The 19,705-nt window shown below is 64.6% G+C and carries 19 protein-coding genes; 9 read left to right on the top strand and 10 right to left on the bottom strand.

Translation table 11 applies throughout. From position 1 onward, the window contains the following. Positions 1-175 precede the first annotated feature (175 nt). Both AB7008_RS04060 and AB7008_RS04055 read left to right on the top strand, forming a co-directional pair. Positions 176-652: a YybH family protein gene (locus AB7008_RS04060; protein WP_441258470.1), complete on the top strand. Its 477-nt coding sequence runs from the start codon at positions 176-178 to the stop codon at positions 650-652. Between the two features lie 338 nt (positions 653-990). Then, positions 991-1,779, top strand: coding sequence for a bestrophin-like domain (locus tag AB7008_RS04055; protein ID WP_441258469.1), 789 nt, complete (start codon positions 991-993; stop codon positions 1,777-1,779). Between the two features lie 28 nt (positions 1,780-1,807). Here the strand turns inward: AB7008_RS04055 and AB7008_RS04050 are convergent, their stop codons facing one another. From AB7008_RS04050 to AB7008_RS04040, 3 genes are all read right to left on the bottom strand, one after another. Continuing rightward, positions 1,808-2,671, bottom strand: coding sequence for a hypothetical protein (locus AB7008_RS04050; protein ID WP_441258468.1), 864 nt, complete (start codon positions 2,669-2,671; stop codon positions 1,808-1,810). Between the two features lie 27 nt (positions 2,672-2,698). Next, a complete protein-coding gene (locus AB7008_RS04045; protein WP_441258467.1) occupies positions 2,699-3,019 on the bottom strand; it encodes a hypothetical protein in 321 nt (106 codons plus the stop codon). A gap of 164 nt (positions 3,020-3,183) precedes the next feature. Beyond that, complete coding sequence (locus AB7008_RS04040; RefSeq protein WP_248881191.1) at positions 3,184-3,558, bottom strand: hypothetical protein; 375 nt, start codon at positions 3,556-3,558, stop codon at positions 3,184-3,186. A 267-nt stretch (positions 3,559-3,825) separates the two neighbouring features. On the opposite strand from AB7008_RS04040, the gene AB7008_RS04035 reads away from it, so the two are divergent. Further along, entirely contained in the window at positions 3,826-5,214 is a 1,389-nt protein-coding gene (locus AB7008_RS04035) for a peptidoglycan-binding protein (protein WP_441258466.1), read from the top strand. Between the two features lie 14 nt (positions 5,215-5,228). Here AB7008_RS04035 and AB7008_RS04030 read toward each other — a convergent pair whose 3' ends face one another. The 7 genes from AB7008_RS04030 to AB7008_RS04000 form a co-directional block, all read right to left on the bottom strand. Next, positions 5,229-6,509, bottom strand: coding sequence for an RNA polymerase sigma factor (locus tag AB7008_RS04030; RefSeq protein WP_441258465.1), 1,281 nt, complete (start codon positions 6,507-6,509; stop codon positions 5,229-5,231). 133 nt (positions 6,510-6,642) lie between these two features. After that, positions 6,643-7,050, bottom strand: a complete 408-nt coding sequence (locus AB7008_RS04025) for a YciI family protein (RefSeq protein ID WP_441258464.1) — start codon at positions 7,048-7,050, stop codon at positions 6,643-6,645. A gap of 99 nt (positions 7,051-7,149) precedes the next feature. Further along, positions 7,150-7,842: an AprI/Inh family metalloprotease inhibitor gene (locus AB7008_RS04020; RefSeq protein ID WP_028159973.1), complete on the bottom strand. Its 693-nt coding sequence runs from the start codon at positions 7,840-7,842 to the stop codon at positions 7,150-7,152. Continuing rightward, complete coding sequence (locus AB7008_RS04015) at positions 7,842-8,831, bottom strand: 2-hydroxyacid dehydrogenase (protein ID WP_441258463.1); 990 nt, start codon at positions 8,829-8,831, stop codon at positions 7,842-7,844. Before AB7008_RS04015 ends, AB7008_RS04020 begins: the two co-directional genes overlap by 1 nt. Further along, positions 8,831-9,649 (bottom strand): ABC transporter permease, encoded by an 819-nt coding sequence (locus tag AB7008_RS04010; RefSeq protein WP_441258462.1) that lies wholly within the window; start codon positions 9,647-9,649, stop codon positions 8,831-8,833. Before AB7008_RS04010 ends, AB7008_RS04015 begins: the two co-directional genes overlap by 1 nt. After that, complete coding sequence (locus tag AB7008_RS04005; protein ID WP_441258461.1) at positions 9,646-10,461, bottom strand: ABC transporter ATP-binding protein; 816 nt, start codon at positions 10,459-10,461, stop codon at positions 9,646-9,648. The genes AB7008_RS04010 and AB7008_RS04005 overlap by 4 nt, the downstream gene beginning before the upstream one ends. A gap of 10 nt (positions 10,462-10,471) precedes the next feature. Then, positions 10,472-11,494 (bottom strand): ABC transporter substrate-binding protein, encoded by a 1,023-nt coding sequence (locus AB7008_RS04000; protein ID WP_028159969.1) that lies wholly within the window; start codon positions 11,492-11,494, stop codon positions 10,472-10,474. Positions 11,495-11,633: 139 nt separating this feature from the next. Here AB7008_RS04000 and AB7008_RS03995 point away from each other — a divergent pair, with 139 nt between their 5' ends. The 6 genes from AB7008_RS03995 to AB7008_RS03970 all read left to right on the top strand — a co-directional run bounded on the left by AB7008_RS03995 (position 11,634) and on the right by AB7008_RS03970 (position 19,652). Further along, positions 11,634-12,440 (top strand): creatininase family protein, encoded by an 807-nt coding sequence (locus tag AB7008_RS03995; protein WP_304492521.1) that lies wholly within the window; start codon positions 11,634-11,636, stop codon positions 12,438-12,440. 139 nt (positions 12,441-12,579) lie between these two features. Continuing rightward, entirely contained in the window at positions 12,580-12,843 is a 264-nt protein-coding gene (locus tag AB7008_RS03990) for a hypothetical protein (protein ID WP_028170409.1), read from the top strand. 344 nt (positions 12,844-13,187) lie between these two features. After that, positions 13,188-15,158 (top strand): carbohydrate porin, encoded by a 1,971-nt coding sequence (locus AB7008_RS03985; protein ID WP_441261182.1) that lies wholly within the window; start codon positions 13,188-13,190, stop codon positions 15,156-15,158. A 28-nt stretch (positions 15,159-15,186) separates the two neighbouring features. Next, positions 15,187-16,920, top strand: coding sequence for an ABC transporter permease (locus AB7008_RS03980; protein WP_304492519.1), 1,734 nt, complete (start codon positions 15,187-15,189; stop codon positions 16,918-16,920). 13 nt (positions 16,921-16,933) lie between these two features. Beyond that, complete coding sequence (locus AB7008_RS03975) at positions 16,934-18,247, top strand: ABC transporter ATP-binding protein (protein ID WP_304492518.1); 1,314 nt, start codon at positions 16,934-16,936, stop codon at positions 18,245-18,247. Positions 18,248-18,356: 109 nt separating this feature from the next. Continuing rightward, positions 18,357-19,652, top strand: a complete 1,296-nt coding sequence (locus AB7008_RS03970; RefSeq protein ID WP_248883539.1) for a hemolysin family protein — start codon at positions 18,357-18,359, stop codon at positions 19,650-19,652. Positions 19,653-19,705: the final 53 nt, after the last annotated feature.

Genomic DNA, 19,705 nt, shown 5'->3' with positions numbered 1-19,705 from the left:
CATAGTTTTTTTTGCATCTCGACGAGGCGCGCGCGGCTATATTGCCACCGGATAAACTAGCTTCATCGGGTGAGTCTCCCGCACATTTCTAGCATTTCGCGAACCGACGGCATGGGATAACCTCTGTCTGTTTTCCTGACTTCATTTTCTCAATGGCAGACAATAGGAGAGGAAAATGAGCGCGAAATCATTGGTCTTCGCATTGCTTCTCCCGCTTCTGATGTGGGGCTCATCTGCAAGGGCGGATGATCTTCGTACAGCGATGGAAGTTTCCAACCAACAATGGCTGAACGCATTCAACACTCCAAATACCGCGGCATTTCCAGCCATGTACACTGACGATGCCATCTTGGTACCAGGAGGCTCCCCGGTCGCAATTGGGCCTGAGGCAATCAAGCAATTTTGGGAGGGTGCCATCAAAGCGGGCTTCAAGGATCACACCTTCGAGATAATTGAGACCCGCGCCGATGGAAATCTCGCGTACCTCCTGTCAAGTTGGACTGTGAATCAAGTCAAGAGCGGGGGCGAGGTACGGACGATGAGCGGGCACACGTTGCGCGTTCTGCTTAAACAAGCTGACGGAAACTGGAAGACCAAGGCCCACACCTTTATTCCGCAGAATCCGCCAGCCCCCAAAGAAGCAAGAAACTAGCATCGTTGTAATTGAAGGCGGCGCCCGTTTACGAAATGAGCAAGCGGGCGCCATTTCCACTTACGGCGTCGCGAACTCCTCCAACAACGCCTTTGCTCCACTCAGGTCACGGGTGTCGAAGCCCTCGGTAAACCAGCCGTAGACCGGAGCGAGAAATTCTCAGAGGTCCTCATTCCGTCTCCCTTGATCGCGCCGCAGCCGCGCCGAGCGAATTGTTGCGCGCGGCTCAAATGACGACAATTCCGGGCTGTATCGCGCTTCATCGTCGGCAAGAGCGGCCACGCCGGCCTCCGCGGATGCGGTTGATCCAGGGCTTCGAATCAAGTGACAACGGCAGAATGAGCGACTGGCTGCACAATCTGCCGGTGCCCGTGATGGCGCTGGTGATCTTCGGATTCACGTATCTGCTCGCCGCGGCCATCTTCGCAGGCATCGCGAGGGCTGCGACGGAGGAGCGCGCGAAGTCGCTGAAGGCGATCTCGCCGGGCATGCTGCCGGTGCTCGGCATCATCTTCGGCCTGTTCGTCGCCTTCACCGCCGCGCAGGTCTGGGGCGACAGCGACCGCGCCAGCGCCGCGGTGAGCCGCGAGGCCAGCGCGCTGCGCAGCGCCGTGCTGCTGGCCGCCGGCCTGCCGGCGGAGCAGGAGACGAAGCTCCGCCGCCTGGTGCGCGACTATGTCGGACAGGCCGTCGCGGTGGAATGGCCGATGATGGCGCATCAGGAAGTGTCGCTGAAGGTCACGCCGCTGGCGCTCGCCGAAGCCCTGCAGTTCGTCGTTGCGATGACGCCGCAGGGCCCGGGGCAGGCGAATGTGCAGCGCGAGCTCATCGCCGCGCTGGAGCAGGCGCTGGACGCGCGGCGGCAGCGGATCATCGTCAGCCTTGCCGCGGTGAACCCGGTCAAATGGTGGTGCCTGTATCTCCAGGCGGCCTGCGCGCTGCTGGTGATCGGCCTCGTTCATTGCGACAACCGGCTGGGATCGGCGGTCGCGATGGGCCTGTTCGCCACCGGCGTCGCCACCTCCGTCCTGCTCATCGCCGCGCATGACCGGCCGTTCGCCGGCCAGATCTCGATCCAACCGGAGCCGCTGCTGCAGATCATGCCGGCGGACCCCGGCAAGAGTTGAGCAGAGCGCCGCCCCGCGAGAGAGCATCTCACCGGACGAGTTGCCACCCCTTCGGGGTCCAGCGCAGCAGCGTGCCGGACAGCGGCTTCGGCGCGCGCGCCATCATGTTCCTGGCCAGCGTCCGCAGCGCATCGATCGCAGCACTGCTGTCTTCGCTTGCATAGAGCACGAGATCGGCCGACGGCGCCGCGACGATCAGGACACCGCCCTGGGCCTGTGCGAGCGGCGCCCAGCTGTCGATCAGCGCGAGCCGGCTGGTCTGATAATAGTCCCCCGTCAGCGTGCCGAACTGTCCTGACGGGACCGCTTTTGCGACCGTCGTGAGCGGCTTCACGCTGCTGCGCAGATTGCCAATGGCGAGGTCGAAGACCTGGTCCTGCGTCAAGCCGAGCGCGGCACGATCCTTGTCGTTGAACACCCTGACCGCCCGCGGCGAATCCAGCACCGGGACGATCACCAGCCCCTCCGCCAGGGGCCGCATCAGGGCCGGGCCGCGCGCGTCGACCTCCCGAAGCGCCTGCCGCATGTAGTCAGCCGAGCGCACGACCACGCGAAGGGCTGCTCGGGTCGGCGGATCGTTCCTGCTGCTCGCCGTTGCCTTGACGCCGCTGACATAGGCGCCGATCTCCCTGCCGCAGCCGCCCGCATTGGCCTTGCAGAAGGCGTAGATGCGGTCGAGGTTGGTTTGCAGAGGGCCGACCGACAGCGTCAGCGGTCCTTTGATCACGACCGGGGTGTCACGGATCTCGGCGCGGATGCGCTCGGCCACGAAAGCCGTAAACCCGGGTTCGTCGGCTGGAATCTGTTGCGCCCGGGCAGTCCCGGCTCCGACGAGATCGCCGGCCACGATCGCGGCGATCAGCCACCGGCATATGCGGGATCGGATGCTCATGCGAACCACCAGCCGGCGGCTGATCGATCAATAGCAATAGCGTTGGCTGACCCGGACGTAATAGCCGTCGGGACGCTGCATGTAGCAGCCGCGCTGATAGGCGTAATAACCGGAGCGGCGGCGCTCGCCCTCGGAGGCGATCGCAGCGCCCGTGCCTGCACCGACGACCGCGCCGATTGCGGCACCGCGTCCGCCGCCGAGCGCGCCGCCGAGGATCGCTCCGCCGACACCGCCGATGATCGCGCCGCCGATGGCATCCTGGGCCGCGGCCTCATGCGCCGGCATCGCCAACGCGACCGTCAGATATGCCGCGATTGCAAAACTTCCAATGCGAAGACCTCGAAGCATGCTCGCCCTCCCTGTGATGAGACAGTCATAGCGCCGGAAGCGGATTCGGACCAGACCAATAGCCGGCGGTGCGGCTCGCGACGCCTAAGCGATGGCGTCCGAGGCGGAGCGCGAAGACGGCTCGAACCATGCCGCGAGCGATGCCCGGGCCGGCCGATCGGAGGTCAGGGATCGATCCAGCGCTGCACGGCCTCGGCGGTGTCGGCCGGCGTAGAGTTGAAGCAGATGGCGGCGTCAGGCGCCAAGCGATGGACGAGGTTGAGCACCTTCTCGAACAGCAGCAGGCGCTCTTTCGGCTCGCGCAGCCCCGCGCCGATCACGATGCAGTCGAAGCGCTCGGCGCGCAGTGCGGCCGTGACGCCGACTTCGGCGGTCGCATCGAGATCGATCAGGCAGCTCGTGACCTCGTAGCCGAGATCACGCAGGCGCAGCAATTGCGCTTCGATATAGTGGCGCACGAGCTCCGGCGTGAGCTGCGGAAATGCGCTGTAGTCCGCATTGCCGGGTTCGATGCCGATCGCGAGGACGCGCTTGGCCATGCAGGGCTCCCTACCGCATCGTCTAAAATGCTAACGGACGAACGACCACGCCGGTTCCCCCACTGGCGGGTCGCGCTGCCGGCGACGGCGCGGGCCCGCTCCTGCGGCGCATTTTCGCGCCCAAGCTGTAAGCCATTTCACATGCGCCGGGCCGGCAACCTGCCACATTTGCCGGAGATCACGTTGGAGTCACACCCGATCGCGGCACCTGGTCCATATCTGACTTGCACGAAATTTCGATAATTCATCAATTTTCGGGAGCGGAAGATGGTCTCATTCGAGAGTCTCAAAAGCGAGTACGAGCGGAATTGGTCCAATCTCGAGATCCGGCCTTCGCGCCTCGGCGACGCAAATGGAGTCGCGCGCAAGGCGATCAACGGCAAGGCGACCTATCAGCAGATCGAGCGGTTGACCGGTGTCCCCTGGTATTTTGCTGCGCTCTGCCACTACCGCGAATCCAACTTCGATTTCGACACCTATCTCGGCAACGGCGAAACGCTTCATCGCGTGACGACCATCGTTCCGAAGGGGCGCGGCCCCTTTACCACGTTCGTGGACGGCGCGGTGGACGCGTTCAGAGTCGAGAACTTCATCGGCGCCCACGACTGGGGCATCGCCCGGATCCTGTTCCGGCTCGAGGCGTTCAACGGCTTCGGTTATCACTCGAAGGGCTGCAATTCGCCCTACCTCTATGGCGGCTCGACACTGTACGGCCCGCCCGAGGCGAGGGGCGGCAAATTCGTCCGCGACCACGTGTTCGACTCGAACCACGTCGATTCCCAGCTCGGCACGGCGGTGATCCTGCATGCGATGATGTCGCTCGATTCCTCGATCACCCTCGACGGCAGCCCGCAATTCGCCGGCCGCACCGAGCCCGAGGACGATGCGGCGTCGACGATTGTTCTGATGCAGCAGGCGCTCAACAAGCTCGGCGCCAATCCGCCGCTCGTCGAGGACGGCATCAGCGGACCGAAGACCGGGGCCGCGGTCTCGCAGTTTCAGCAGCAGAACGGCCTGAGGGATACCGGGCTTCTCGACGGGGCCACGGTCGCGGCGCTCACGCGTGCAACGCAGGCGGGAGGCTCCGTGCCGAGCGGCGATATTTCCAAGATCCTGAAGCGGCTGGAAGACCTCGCACACTTGCTGCGACCGTCAGCCGGCGGCATTACACCGGGAACGACGACACCGGGCAACACGCTGCCCGCCACCAACGATCCGATCAACCTGTTCGAACGGCTCTTCTCCCTCATCAACAAGACGGCACCCATGCCAGGACCGGTCAGCCCGACCAATCCGGCCCCCGTCGATCAGCTGAAGCAGGTCGTCGACCTGCTCAGCACCCTGCTCAACAAGGACGGCAAGCCCGTGCTCGGCCAGGTCAACGGCGCGCTCGGCGAGACCATCGGCAAGCTGCTCGACGGCAAGAAGACGGCAATCGGCATCGGCGGCTCGGTGCTCACCGCGCTGCTCTCTTCGGTGACCGCGAGCCCGAATGCGGGCGGTCTTGCCGGACTGCTCGGCACGATCGTGTCGGCGGTGCCGGGCCTCGGCCAGTTCGCGATGCCGATCTCGCTGGCGCTCGCCGCATGGGGCGTGCTCGGCAAGCTCGAGAAGTGGGCGCAAGGCACCGCGCCGCCGCCGAAGCCGACGACGTAAAGCCGTTTGCGTCTTCAGCCGTCGGAATCGGCAATGGCTGCCGCACGCCGCTCCATCAACACGCGCTCGCGCGCATTGTTCGCGAGACGTGCAGCGGTCTCGAACGATCTTCGCGCCTCGGCGAAGCGGCCGAGCTTCTCCAGGAGGTCGCCGCGGACAGAATGGAGATGGTGGTAGGCCCCGAGCGCCGGTTCGTCCGCGATCATGTCCACGAGATCGAGACCGGCCTGCGGCCCTTCGGCCATTCCGAGCGCGACCGCCCGGTTGAGCTCGATCACCGGCGAGCGCACCAGCGCCGCAAGCTGGCCATAGAGCTCCGCGATGCGGCGCCAGTCGGTGGCAACAGCCGTCTCCGCGGTCGCGTGACACGCGACGATCGCGGCCTGTAGCGTGTAGAACCGGCCGGCACCACCAAGCTCGCGCGCGCGGTCGAGCGCGCGAAGGCCGCCGCCAATCAGGCGCCGGTCCCAGAGCCTGCGGTCCTGGTCCATGAGCAGGATGGGCTCGCCATCGATGCCCGTGCGCGCCTGCTTCCGCGCGGCATTCAGCTCCATCAGTGCCATGAGACCGTGGACCTCGGGCTCGAGAGGCGCGAGTCCGATCAGCACCCGTCCCATGCGCAGGGCCTCGTCGCAGAGCTGCGGCCGCAGCCACTCCTCGCCGCCTGAGGCCGAATAGCCCTCGTTGAAGATGAGATAGACGACCTCGAGCACCGAGGCGAGACGCTCCGAAAGCGCCTCGCCGCTCGGGATCTCGTAGCTCAGGCCCGACCGCGACAGCGTGCGCTTGGCGCGGACGATGCGTTGCGCGACGGTTGCCTCCGTGACCAGGAAGGCGCGCGCGATTTCGTCGGTGGTCAGGCCGCAGATCATACGCAATGCCAGCGCCGCGCGGGCCTGCCGCGGCAGCAGCGGGTGACAGGCCGTGAAGATCAGCCGCAACCATTCGTCACCGATATCGTCGTCGAGGGCGGCGTCGATATCCGGCATCGCGTCCTGCTCCTGCATCAGCTCGTGCGCGAGCTGCTCCTGCTTGCGGGTGAGCATTTTTGCCCGGCGCAGATGATCGAGCCCGCGGCGCTTGGCCGTCGCAACCAGCCAGGCGCCGGGATTGTCCGGCACCCCGCTTTGCGGCCAGGCTTCCAGCGCTGCGACCAGTGCGTCCTGGGTCAATTCCTCCGCCAGCGGCACGTCGCGCAGCATGCGCGACAGCGTGGCGATCAGCCGCGGCTGCGCGACGCGCCAGGTTGCGTGAATCGCGGCACGGATCGCGTGATCGAGGTCGGCGGTCGTCATCGCCGCCGACCAGAGCCCTTTCCGTTCCGATGGAATCGGAACGGGGCTCCAAATTCTTGTTTTGACGCGTTTTCTTGACGCGAAACGGTATCCGCTTCGCTCGAAAACGCTCCAGGACGAGCGGTGCTGTCCATCAGGCGTGGGCGGCCACCCTGGACTGCGCGTCGACCTGGCAGGCTGTCTCGACGCCCGGCGTGGCGAAGGCCCGCAATTCGCAGGTACCCTCCCAGCCCGGCATGTGATCGAGGTGCAGCTGCATGAATTCCTTCGCCATGGCCACGGCTTCCGCCTTGTCGCGCAGCTCGAAAATGGCATAGCCGCCGATCACTTCCTTGGCCTCGACGAAGGGGCCGTCGATGACGCTGAGCTCGCCGTCGACGATTCGCACCTGTGCGCCGGTCGCAAGCGGCATCAGGCCGCCATTGTCGATCATTCGACCGGCCTTGATCTCCCGCTCGGATATGGTCTGCATGGCCTCCATCAGCGCCGGGCTCGGGGCAGCCATCGGCTGGCTGGAGGTGACGATGTACATGAAGCGCATGAAAAACTCCCTTGGCGAGCCGCAGCCGCTCCGGCCGCAAACCGGCTCGCTATGGATGTGACGATTGAGCCTCAGCTAAATCGACATCGACCGGAAGAATTATTGCCGCAGCATGATCAGGGGATCGGCGGTATCGGGGACGCGCCGCCATTGCGCGTTGTCGTCGGCCTCGAACTGCCAGGCCTCGCCTGATTTCGACATCAGGACGATCTGGCCGCGCTCGAGCCGCCATTGCGCCGGATTGAACTGAGCAATCGCCGGATCGCATTTCGGCTTGAGGAAGACCTGGAAATTGTCCGGGCCGGCTTCCGTGTTGGTCAGCGTCAGCCCGCACACCGGCTGGCCGTTGCCGCGCACCATCGACCAGTCGCCGATCATCTGGTCCATCGACTTGGCCATCGAGCGGGCTGCGGCGAGGTCCTGGAGGATGTAGACGCCCTCGCCCTGGCGCAGGCCTTCGAAGATGCCGGCCTCGACCTCGGTGAAGTCGATCACGGCTTCACCGGTCGCGTCCTGCAAACGAACGATGTCGAGGCCCCTGACGCTCCAGGCGACGATGTCCTTCGTGAAGGGCAGCGTGGTCTTGCAGGCCGGCTCCAGCTCCAGCTTGAAGCCCTGCCCCGCGGCGTCGCCTTTCATCGTGACGACGCAGGTCTTGCTGCGCTCGGTGGTCGAGAGCTCCCACTGCCCGGGCATCGTCTTCTTCAGGGTCGTCGCATCCTGCGCATGCGCGATGCCGATCGCGGCCAGAAAGGCCGCGACGGCGAATGCAACGACCCGAAGACCTCTCATCAGCGCCCCTTGAACGGCGTTTCCGCAACCGGCGTCAACGGCGCCTTGCCGGCGAACCAGGACTTGAGATTGTCGACCACGAGCTGATCCATCGCGTTGCGCGTCACCACCGACGCCGAGCCGATATGCGGCAGCAGCACGACGTTCTGCATGGTCTTGAGCTCGTCCGGCACGCTCGGCTCGGCCGCGAACACGTCGAGACCGGCGGCGAGGATGGTGCCTGATTTCAGCGCCTGGACCAGCGCCACCTCGTCGACCACCGAACCGCGCGCCACGTTGACCAGCACGCCGCGCGGACCGAGCGCCTTCAGCACCTCGGCATTGATCATCTTGTTGGTCGAGGCGCCGCCGGGCACGATCACCATCAGCGTGTCCACCGCCTTCGCCATCTCGATCAGATCGGGATAGTGCTTGTAGGAGACGTCCTTCGACGGATTGCGGGAGTGGTAGACCACCGGCACCAGCGAGGCATCGAGCCGGCGCGCGATGGCCTGGCCGATCCGGCCCATGCCGACGATGCCGACCTTGCGGTCGCGCAGCGAGCCGACGCTGAGCGGATAGTTCTGCGTCTGCCAGAGGCCGGAGCGGACGTAGCGGTCGGCCTTGATGAACTCACGCACGGTGGAGATCAGAAGGCCCATCGCGACGTCGGCGACCTCCTCGGTCAGCACGTCGGGCGTGTTGGTGACGATGATGTTGTGCTCGGCCGCGTATTTGGCGTCGACGTGGTCGTAGCCGACGCCGAAGCTCGCCACCATCTCCAGCTTGGGCAGCTGCGACAGCGAATCCTTGTCGGCGCGCACGGTGTGATAGGTCACCGCCACGCCGCGGATCTTTTCGCGGATCGCCGGCGTCAGCCGCTCGAGATCGCCCCGTGTCTCCGCCTTGTGCACGACGAAATGATCGGAAAAACCGTTGTCGAGAATTGGCCGCACCGGCCCATAGATCAGAAGGTCGATCTTTTCGGACGAAATCGAACCGGTAGTCATCAGTTTTCCTTTCCAAGCGCGCTCTCGTGCCAGCGCCGTAAAACGAGGTGGGAAACTAGCGCCAGCACCCCATAGATGACAATCCCGGCCAGCGACAACAGCAGCAGCGCTGCGAACATGCGGGGTATGTTCAATCGATAGCCGGATTCGGCGATCCTGTAGGCGAGCCCGGAGCCGGCGCCGGCCGTGCCGGCCGCGATTTCGGCCACAACCGCGCCGATCAGCGACAGGCCGCCGGCAATGCGCAGGCCGCCGAGGATATAGGGCAGCGCCGCCGGCAGCTTCAGGAAGCGCAGGGTTTGCGGCGGCGAAGCGCCGTAGAGCTGGAACAGGCCGGCAAGGTTGCGATCGACCGAATTCAGCCCGAGCGTGGTGTTGGACAGCACCGGGAAAAAGGCGACGATGAAGGCGCAGACGACGACCGCGGTCTGCTGCTCCAGATAGATCAGAAGCAGCGGTGCAATCGCGATGACAGGAGTCACCTGGAGGACGATTGCATAGGGGAATAGCGAATATTCCACCCATTTCGACTGGTTGAACAGCAGCGCCAGCGCGATGCCGCCGATGCTGGCGGCGACAAAACCTTCGAGCGTGGTCAGCAGCGTGGTCGCGAGCGATTGTGTCAGCACCGCCCAGTCCTTGACCAGCGTCAGGAAGATGACGGAGGGCGCCGGCAGAACGTAAGGCGGGATGTCCTTGATGCGGACGATCAGTTCCCAGGCCGCGAGTCCGGCTGCGAAGACGATGACGGGAAGCACGAAGCGCATCGCGCGTTGCGCGCCGGATGGTTTTGCGGTGACGGCAGCTTGCGCGCTCATAGCGTCGACTGCCCTGAATAGGACGGCGCCAGCGCGGCCGACACTTTCCGGCAATAATTGGAATAGGCGGCCGAGGTCCGAAACTCCTCACCGCGCGGCTCGACCGTCTCGATGCGGATATCGGCCTGGATGCGGCCGGGCCGCGCGGTCATGACCACGACCCGCTGCGACAGATAGACGGATTCGAACACCGAATGGGTGACGAAGATGACGGTCTTGCCCAGGGCTCGCCAGAGCGCAAGCAGGTCGTTGTTGAGGCGAAAGCGCGTGGTCTCGTCGAGCGCGGCGAACGGCTCATCCATCAGGAGGATATCAGGGTCGGTGACGAGCGCACGCGCCAGCGACACCCGCATCTTCATGCCACCCGAGAGCTCGCGCGGGAAAGCATCGGCGAAATCCGCAAGACCCACGCTGGCCAACGCCTCATCGGCCCGCGCGCGCGCCTCCGCCTTCGGAACGCCCGCGAGCCTCAATGGCAGCCGCACATTCTCGCGCACGCTGGTCCAGGGCATCAGCGTCGGCTCCTGGAACACGAAGCCGATGCCATGACCCGGCAGCACATCGCTCTCGTGGTGCGCCACCCGCACGATGCCGGACGATGGCGCGCTGAGCTCTGCGATCAGGCGCAGCGCAGTGGACTTGCCGCAACCGGACGGGCCCAGCAGCGAGATGAACTCGCCCTTGCGAACGGCAAGGTCGAGCGGGCCGAGCGCCATGACGCCATTGTCATACGCCTTCGTCACGCCGCGCAGGCTGACGGCGAGAGCCGTCAGGCCGGCCTCGACCCCGGACGAAGTTTTGACGGATGACATGGACCTTGCGCTACGGCTTGCTCGGGCGCAGCTCGACGCCGACGCCCTTGTTGACGAAGCGCAGCGTATAGGACTTGCGGAAGTCGAGATCCGCCTTCACGACGCCGGCCTTCACCATCTTGTTGAAGAAGGAGGTGTAACGCTCGTCGCTCATCGCGCCGATGCCGTTCTTCAACGACTCGCCGGAATCGACGATGCCGTATTCCTTCATCTTGGCAACGGAATAGGCGAGCAGCTCGTCGGTCATCTCCGGGTTGAGCTGCTTGATCATGGCATTGCCCGCGGAATTGTCGCGGTAGATGTAATTGTACCAGCCGACCATGGAGGCATCGACGAAGCGCTGCACCAGGTCCGGCTTCTTCTCGACCATGTCGCGGCGGGTCTCGATCAGGGTCGAATAGGTGTTGAAACCATAGTCGGCAAGCAGCAGCACATTCGGCTTGAAGCCGGCGGCCTTCTCGACCGCGAAGGGCTCGGAGGTGACGTAGCCCTGCATCGCGCTCTTGGGGTTGGCGATGAAGGGCTGCGGATTGAAATTGTAGGGACGGACATTTTTCTCGCTGAAACCGTATTCGGACTTCAGCCACTGGAAGTAGCTGGTCATGCCCTCCTTGGAGACGAACAAGGTCAGCGGCTTGAGATCCTCGATCTTGGCGACCTTGGCGTCCGGCTGCGTCAGCATCACCTGCGGATCCTTCTGGAAGACCGCTGCGATGGTGACGACGGGGACGTTGTTCGCCACCGCGTCGAACGACATCAGCGTGTTCGCGGCCATGAAGAAATCGATCTTGCCGGCGATCAGCAGCATCCGGTTGTTCTCGTTCGGACCGCCGGGAACGATGGTGACGTCGAGCCCGTATTTCTTGTAGGTGCCGTCGGCGACCGCCTGGAAGAAACCGCCATGCTCGGCCTCGGCGACCCAATTGGTGCCGAAGGTAACCTTGTCCAGCGTCTCGGCGCGCGCCGGAGCCAGAGAGACGAAGGCGGCCATCAAGCCCGCCGTTAACGCTCGCCGCAGATGAGAGGGGCTCATGGGTGCACTCCGTCGATCGCTTCTAGCAGATGCCAGTCCAACGCGATAAAACCGCAAGACATTCGGGGACGCGAGCCGGCCAGGCCCGCGTCCCCTGATAACCCCAAAATACGCGACAAATTCGGGCAAAGAAACCACGATGACGCCGTCTCGCGACTGGATCGACATCAACTGGGCCGATGGGAGCCTTGCAGAGGTGTCGCGCTGGATCGCGGTGCTGCCGCTGGCGGCGACCGAGCAGCACGGCCCGCATCTTCCGCTCGAAACCGACGTGCTGATCGCGGACGCGTATCTCGCGCGCGTGCGCGAGCTGTTGCCCGCAAATGTTCCGGCGACGTTCCTGCCCGTTGAACCGGTCGGGATTTCCACCGAGCATATCGACTTTCCGGGCACGCAGACGCTGCCGACCGAGGTGGCGCTGAAGCGATGGACCGCAATCGGCGAGGACGTCGCGCGGCGCGGCGTGAAGAAGCTCGTCATCATCACCAGCCATGGCGGCAACAGCGCGGCAATGATGCTGGTCGCGCAGGATCTTCGCGCGCATCACAGGCTCTTTGTGGTGACGACGTCGTGGTCGCGGCTGTCGGGCGCGGAGAACCTGTTCCCGGCGGATGAAGTCCGCCACGGCATCCATGGCGGCGCGGTCGAGACGTCGATCATGCTGGCGCGCTATCCCGATCAGGTGCGGGTTGATGCGATCGCGGATTTTCCCGCGAGCAGCATCGCCATGGAAAAGCAGTATCGCTGGCTGTCGACGCAGCGGCCCGCACCGTTCGCCTGGCAGGCGCAGGATCTCCACGCGAGCGGCGCGATCGGCAACGCGACATTGGCTGTGCCCGAGAAGGGTGGGCAGCTGCTCGATCAGGGCGCGCGCGCCTTTTGCGAGCTGCTGACAGAGGTCGATAACTTCGACGTGAACAGGCTCGCCAAAGGGCCTCTCGGCTAGCTCGCATCCGACTGGAATCGTTCAGGAAACAGCCGGGCTGCGCGCCCGCTTTTGCGGGATTCGAACCGGACGCGGCAAGCCTCCGTCCAATTGGGCACGCGGGCCACAACGGACCGCCTCAACCCGGATGGAGTTTCACATGTCGATCAAGACCAGAATTGCCGCCGTCGCACTCGCTGCCCTCGCCGTCACCGGCAGCATCGTGTCCACCACCTCTTCGGCCGAAGCCAAGCAGCCCGGCTGGGTCTGGGGTGTGGGTGCCGGCATCGCCACCGCCGCCGTCGTCGGCTCCGCGATCGCCGCCAGCAACGACCCCTATTACTACGGCTATCACCGCTGCGGCTGGGTCGCCCAGTACAACGCCTTCGGCCAGTACGTTGGCCGCGTTCGTTCTTGCTACTGATTTGAGTACCTGAGGCCGATCTCACGTGGATCCTGCGTCCGACACGGGCGCCTCATCCACCCCGTGTCGTGTCCCCGACCCCGCCCGGCTGTCCCCCCGGGCGGGGTCATCCATTTTTGCCGCCGGGAACAGTTGCTATTGCGAATTAATAGCAATAAGGTTCGCAGCAGGCACAGGGGCTTGGGAAGAAATCGCGTCGAATCGGGATCGTCTGGTCCGATCGCGTGAACAACCAAGACTTCGTGACAGGGCCGCCGCGAATCTGCAGGGATATCGCGGCGAATGGGACACATTCGCGTTTGGGGGCGTGCGTTTTGACGTTGAGAGGTCACCGTTACAGGTATTTGCGAACGGCCGCGGCGCTTGCCTCGGGCGTGCTGGCTTTTCCCGCCGCCGGCCACGCGGCCGATCTGCCGCTGAAGGCACCGGCGCTGAAAGCGGTCTATGACTGGACCGGCCTCTATATCGGCGCGCATGCCGGCTACAGCCGTGGCTCGTCCGGCTTCGCGCTGAACGACGGCGCCGCGATCAATGGCAACGGCGTCTTCAGCGGCATGATCGGCGGCGTGCAGGCCGGCTACAACTACCGGCTCAATTCCGGATGGCTCGTCGGCGTCGAAGGCGATTTTTCGTTTCCCAACTACATCACCTCCAACTCGATCGTTTCCTTCCTCGGGACGCCCGCCAACACGGTCATCCAGCAATGGGACTACACCGCGAGCCTGCGCGGCCGCGTCGGCTACACCAGCGGACCGTGGCTCGTCTATGCCACCGGCGGCTTTGCGTGGATGGGCGAGCGCTATTTCGACACGCCGGTCTCCGGCGACCAAATCCCGAAAATCCTGAACACGCGGCCCGGCTGGATTGCGGGTGCAGGTATCGAATACGGCTTTGCGCCGCACTGGAGCGCGCGGCTCGAATATTTCTACAGCCGCTTCGACGGCGCCAACGTCGCCTTCTCCACGGGCGCCCAATACACGTCATCATCGCTCGACTTCCAGTCGGTCAGGGTCGGCCTCAACCGCAAGGTCGATTGGCCGGGCATGCCGAGCTACGACCCGAAGAGCTCGTTGATCGACACGGAATCGGATCGCTGGGAGATTCACGGCCAGAGCACCTATCTGCCGCAAGGCTATCCGTCGTTCCCTGCGCTCTACAGCGGACCGAACTCTCTGTCGCCGTCGACGCAGGCCAAGGCGACGTGGAGCAACAGCCTGTTCCTGAACGCGCGGCTGTGGGACGGCGGCGAGGTCTACTACAATCCCGAACTGCTCCAGGGATTTGGACTGAACGACACTGTTGGCGCGGCAGGCTTCCCCAACGGCGAAGCGCAGAAATCGAACTTCCCCTATCCGCATTACAACACCTCGCGGCTGTTCGTGCGCCAGACGTTCGGTTTTGGCGGCGAGCAGGAAGAGCTCGCGAGCGGCCAGTTGCAGCTTGCGCAGAAGGTCGACGTGTCCAGGCTCACGGTGCAGGCCGGCAAGTTCGCGGTGATCGACGTGTTCGACGGCAATGCCTATGCCAAGGACACCCGCAAGGACTTCATGAACTGGTCGCTGTGGGCGCCGGGCGCCTTCGACTATTCCGCCGACAAGGTCGGTCTCACCTATGGCGTCACCGCCGAGCTCAACCAGAAGCAATGGGCGCTGCGCGGCGGCTATTTCTTGATGGTCGCGGAGTCCAATTCGAATCATTTCGACACCAGGGTCGGGGAGCGCGGTCAGTACGCGATCGAGCTGGAGACCCGGTTCTCGCTGCTCGGCCAACCCGGCAAGCTGAGGACCATGGGCTGGGTCGACAGCGCCAACATGGGCAGCTTCCGCGAGACGCTGGACAATCCCGCGCTCAATCTCGACATCGCGCTGACCCGGCGCGGCCGCCTCAAGGTCGGCTACGTCATCAACCTCGAGCAGGCGATCACAGAGGATATCGGGCTGTTCGGCCGCTGGAGCTGGAACGACGGCAAGACCGAAACGCTCGCCTTCACCGACATCAACCGCAGCCTGGCCACCGGACTGTCGATCAAAGGCACGAAATGGGGCCGGCCTGACGACGTGATCGGCATCGGCGGCGCCATCAATGCCATCTCACAGGATTATCGTGACTTCCTGGCCGCCGGCGGCCTCGGTGTTCTCATCGGCGACGGCGCTCTCAACTACCGCAAGGAGCGGATCCTCGAGGCCTACTATGCCTATTCGGTGAACAAGAACGTCACGCTGACCGCGGACTATCAATTGATCACAAACCCGGCCTATAACGCCGACCGCGGGCCGGTCTCGATCTTCTCGGGCCGCCTGCACGCAGAGTTCTAGCCCAAAATTCCAGCCCAAGGGCGGGCCGATGAAGCCGAGAGATATCCGCACGGCCGCGATCGGCCGGGCGCTACTCCCCAATGTCTGGGACGTCGCGGCGCTGATCCTCGTCATCGGCGCCATGGTGCTGATCGTCTATGGCGGCAAGCAGACCGTCGCGCCGCTGTCCGAGCTGGAGCGCACGCCGGTCTCGCTCGATCCGGCAAACCTGCCGCTCTACGCCTTGCGCACCACGTTGCGGATGCTGCTTGCGATGGTGTGCTCGACGGTCTTCACCTTCGTCTACGCTGCAATCGCCGCCAAGAGCCGGCGCGCGGAGCTGGTCATGATCCCGCTGCTGGATATCCTCCAGTCGGTGCCGATCCTCGGCTTCCTCACCTTCACTGTCGTCTTCTTCATGAATTTGTTTCCGGGCCAGGTGCTGGGCGCCGAGCTCGCCTCGGTGTTCGCGATCTTCACCAGCCAGGCCTGGAACATGACCTTCAGCATGTACCAGTCGATGCGCAACGTGCCGAAGGACCTCGAGGAGGCCACGCAAAGCTTCCATTTGTCCGGCTGGCAGCGCTTCTGGCGCCTCGACGTGCCGTTCGCGATGCCGGGACTGATCTGGAACGCGATGATGTCGATGTCGGGTGGCTGGTTCTTCGTGGTCGCCTCGGAAGCGATCACCGTCGGCACGACCACGGTGACCTTGCCGGGGATCGGCTCCTATGTCGCGCTGGCGATTCAGCAGCAGGATTTGCCGGCGATCCTCTACGCCATGCTGGCGATGCTGTTCGTGATCATCGCCTATGATCAGCTGCTGTTCCGCCCCATCGTCGCCTGGGCCGACAAATTCCGCTTCGAGCAGACCGCCTCAGGCGAGGCGCCGACCTCCTGGATGCTCGACCTGTTCCGCCGGACCCGCGCGCTGCGTGCGCTGACCCTTCCTTTCGCGGCGCTGAGCCGCGCGATCTCGAACTTGCGTATTCCGCTGCCGAAACTGCCGCCCGCGGCAGCAGGCAAGGGCGAGACTTCCCGCCTCGTCGATACGGTCTGGATCGCATTGATCCTCGCCGGCACAGCCTATGCCGCCTGGCTGACCTATCGCTATCTCTCGGCCAGTCTCGGAATGTCTGACGTTCTCGTCGTCATCAGGGACGGGCTCATCACGTTGTTGCGCGTCGCCGTCCTGATCAGCCTCGCCACGCTGGTCTGGGTGCCGATCGGGGTCTGGATCGGCCTTCGCCCGAAACTGGCCGAACGGATTCAGCCGCTGGCGCAGTTTCTGGCGGCCTTCCCGGCGAACCTCGCCTTTCCCGTCTTCGTCCTCGGCATCGTCCACTTCAAGCTTGCCGCCGACATCTGGCTGAGCCCGCTGATGATCCTGGGCACACAATGGTACATCCTGTTCAATGTCATCGCGGGCGCCAGCGCCTTCCCGAGCGACCTGCGCGAGGCCGCGAGCAGCTTCCACCTCGGCGGATGGCGTTGGTGGTTCAAGGCGATCCTGCCCGGCATCTTCCCCTATTACGTCACCGGCGCGATCACCGCGTCCGGCGGCTCCTGGAATGCGTCGATCGTCGCAGAGGTCGCAAGCTGGGGCGACACGCATCTGAAGGCCACCGGGCTCGGCTCCTATATCGCTTCCGCCACGGAAGCCGGCGACTTCCCGCGCGTCGTGCTCGGAATTGCCACGATGTGCATTCTGGTGACGTTGTTCAATCGTCTGGTCTGGCGGCCGCTCTATGCCTTCGGCGAGCGTCGCCTGCGGCTCGGCTGACGAGGAGACCATCATGCTCGACCAACCCTCTGCGCTCATCGACATCCGCGGTGTCTGCCGGTCCTTCCCGAAAGGCAGCGGCGAACAGCTCCTGGTGCTGGACAAGGTCGACCTGACGATCCGCTCGGGCGAGATCGTCGGCCTGCTCGGCCGCTCCGGCTCCGGCAAGTCCACCTTGCTGCGGATCATCGCCGGCTTGGTCAGCCCGTCTGCGGGACAGGCGAGCTGTCGCGGCGAGACCATCGTCGGGCCGCCGAACGGCGTCGCCATGGTATTCCAGTCATTCGCGTTGTTTCCCTGGCTGACCGTGCTCCAGAACGTCGAGCTCGGACTCGAAGCGCTGGGCGTCGACGCCACCGAGCGCCACAAGCGCGCCCTTGCTGCGATCGACCTGATCGGCCTTGACGGGTTTGAGTCCGCCTTCCCGAAGGAACTGTCGGGTGGCATGCGCCAGCGCGTCGGCTTCGCCCGGGCGCTGGTGGTGCATCCCGACCTCCTGCTGATGGACGAACCGTTCTCGGCACTCGACGTCCTCACGGCCGAGACGCTGCGCACGGACCTGATCGATCTCTGGATCGAGGGCCGGCTGCCGATCAAATCGATCCTGATGGTGACGCACAATATCGAGGAGGCGGTCCTGATGTGCGATCGCATCCTGGTGTTCTCATCCAATCCAGGGCGTGTCGCCGCCGAGATCAAGGTCGACATGCCGCATCCGCGCAACCGGCTCGACCCTCATTTCCGGCAGCTTGTCGACAACATCTACGCGCGCATGACCCAACGCGCCGAACCGAAGGCGCCCCCCGTCGAAAGCATTCTGGGCTCCGGGGTCGGCATGACCCTGCACCACGTCTCGTCCAACGTGCTGTCGGGCCTGATCGAGACGCTGGCGGGGCCGCCCTATCACGGACACGCCGACCTGCCCGTGCTCGCAAGCCAGCTCCAGCTCGAGGCCGACGAGATCCTTCACCTCGGTGAGTCCCTGCAACTGCTGCGCTTCGCCCAGCTGAGCGAAGGCGACCTGATGCTCACCGACACGGGCAAGCGTTTTGCCCATCTCGAAACCGACGCACGCAAGAAGCTGTTCGCCGAACATCTCGTCACTTACGTGCCGGTGATGGGATTGATTCGCCGCGTGCTCGACGAACGTCCCTCCCATACCGCCCCCGCGGCACGGTTCCGCAACGAGCTCGAAGACTACATGTCCGAGGACTATGCGGACGAGACGCTCAGGACCGTCGTGTCCTGGGGACGCTATGGCGAGCTGTTCGCGTATGATGAGCAGTCGGAGACGTTCAGCCTCGAAAACCCGGGCGAGAGCGCTTGATCCTGCCTGCGGCAATTTGGCTGGAACCGGACAAATTAGGCATCGAGTTCATATATAATGGGCTTGGTCCGGCGTTCGCCGGGTCAGGTATCCCATTTCCTTGCGCGCAATGTTGTCCGTCGAACTCATCATCGTCGTCGTCCTGATCGTCATTAACGGCCTGTTGTCCATGTCCGAGCTGGCCGTGGTCTCGTCCCGTCCGGCCCGGCTGTCGCTGCTCGCGGCCAAGGGGGTGCGCGGCGCCGAGCGAGCACTGACGCTGGCGGCCGATCCCGGAAAGTTCCTCTCGACGGTGCAGATCGGCATCACGCTGGTCGGCGTGCTCTCGGGCGCATTCTCGGGCGCGACGCTCGGACAGCGGCTGACGCAATGGCTGGTCGAGCTCGGCCTGTCCTCAGGGATCGCCGACATCGTCGGCGTCGGCATCGTGGTCACGCTCATCACCTACGCCACCCTGATCGTCGGCGAGCTGGTGCCGAAGCAGGTGGCGCTGCGCGACCCCGAGAGCATCGCGGTCAAGGTCGCGCCCGCGATGCACGTTCTGGCGCGGATCTCGCTGCCGCTCGTCTTCCTGCTCGATCTCTCCGGCAAGCTGATCCTCACGCTGCTCGGCCGCGGCGGCAAGGCCGAGGAGAAGGTCTCGGAGGACGAGATCCATCACCTCGTCAGCGAAGCCGAGAACGCGGGCGTGCTGGAGTCGGGCGAAAAGGAGATGATCGCGGGCGTCATGCGGCTCGGCGACCGGCCGGTCGGCGCGATCATGACGCCGCGCACGGAGGTCAACGAGATCGATCTGAACGATGCGCCGGAGGCCATTCAAGCGATCATCGCGAAGAGCCCGCATTCGCGCTTTCCCGTCTCGGACGGCGATCGCGACAAGCCGATCGGCGTGCTCCAGGCCAAGGACCTGCTGGTCGCGTACATGAACGAGCGCACGCCGGATCTGCGAGCGCTGGTGCGCGAGGCGCCCGGCATTCCGGCATCAGCCGACGCCCGCGACGTGCTGGCGATCCTGAAAGCCGCTCCGGTTCATGTCGGCCTGGTCTACGACGAATACGGCGCCTTCGAGGGTATCGTGACGACGGCTGACATTCTGGAATCGATCGTCGGCGCCTTCCATTCCGAGGAGGGACCGCCGGAGCCGGCCTATGTCAGGCGCGATGACGGCTCGCTGCTGGTTTCCGGCTGGATGCCGGTCGACGAGTTCGGCGAGTTGCTCGGCGTCGAGTTGCCGCCGCACCGTTACAACACGGTGGCGGGCCTGGTGCTGCAACAGTTCAGCGTGCTGCCCAATGTCGGCGATGCCTTCGACTTCGCCGGCTGGCATATCGAGGTCGTCGATCTCGACGGTCGCAGGATCGACAAGATTCTGGCGGGCCGGTTGAGTGAGGTCGAGACGGGGTGATTGCGCACCCAACCCTCCACCCGTCGTCGCGGACAAGCGCGCCCTAAGCGCGC

Source organism: Bradyrhizobium sp. 521_C7_N1_3, assembly GCF_052075975.1.
Classification (GTDB): domain Bacteria; phylum Pseudomonadota; class Alphaproteobacteria; order Rhizobiales; family Xanthobacteraceae; genus Bradyrhizobium; species Bradyrhizobium japonicum.
Note: the sequence above shows the minus strand (reverse complement) of the source record. Positions and strands in the feature narration are given on the sequence as shown.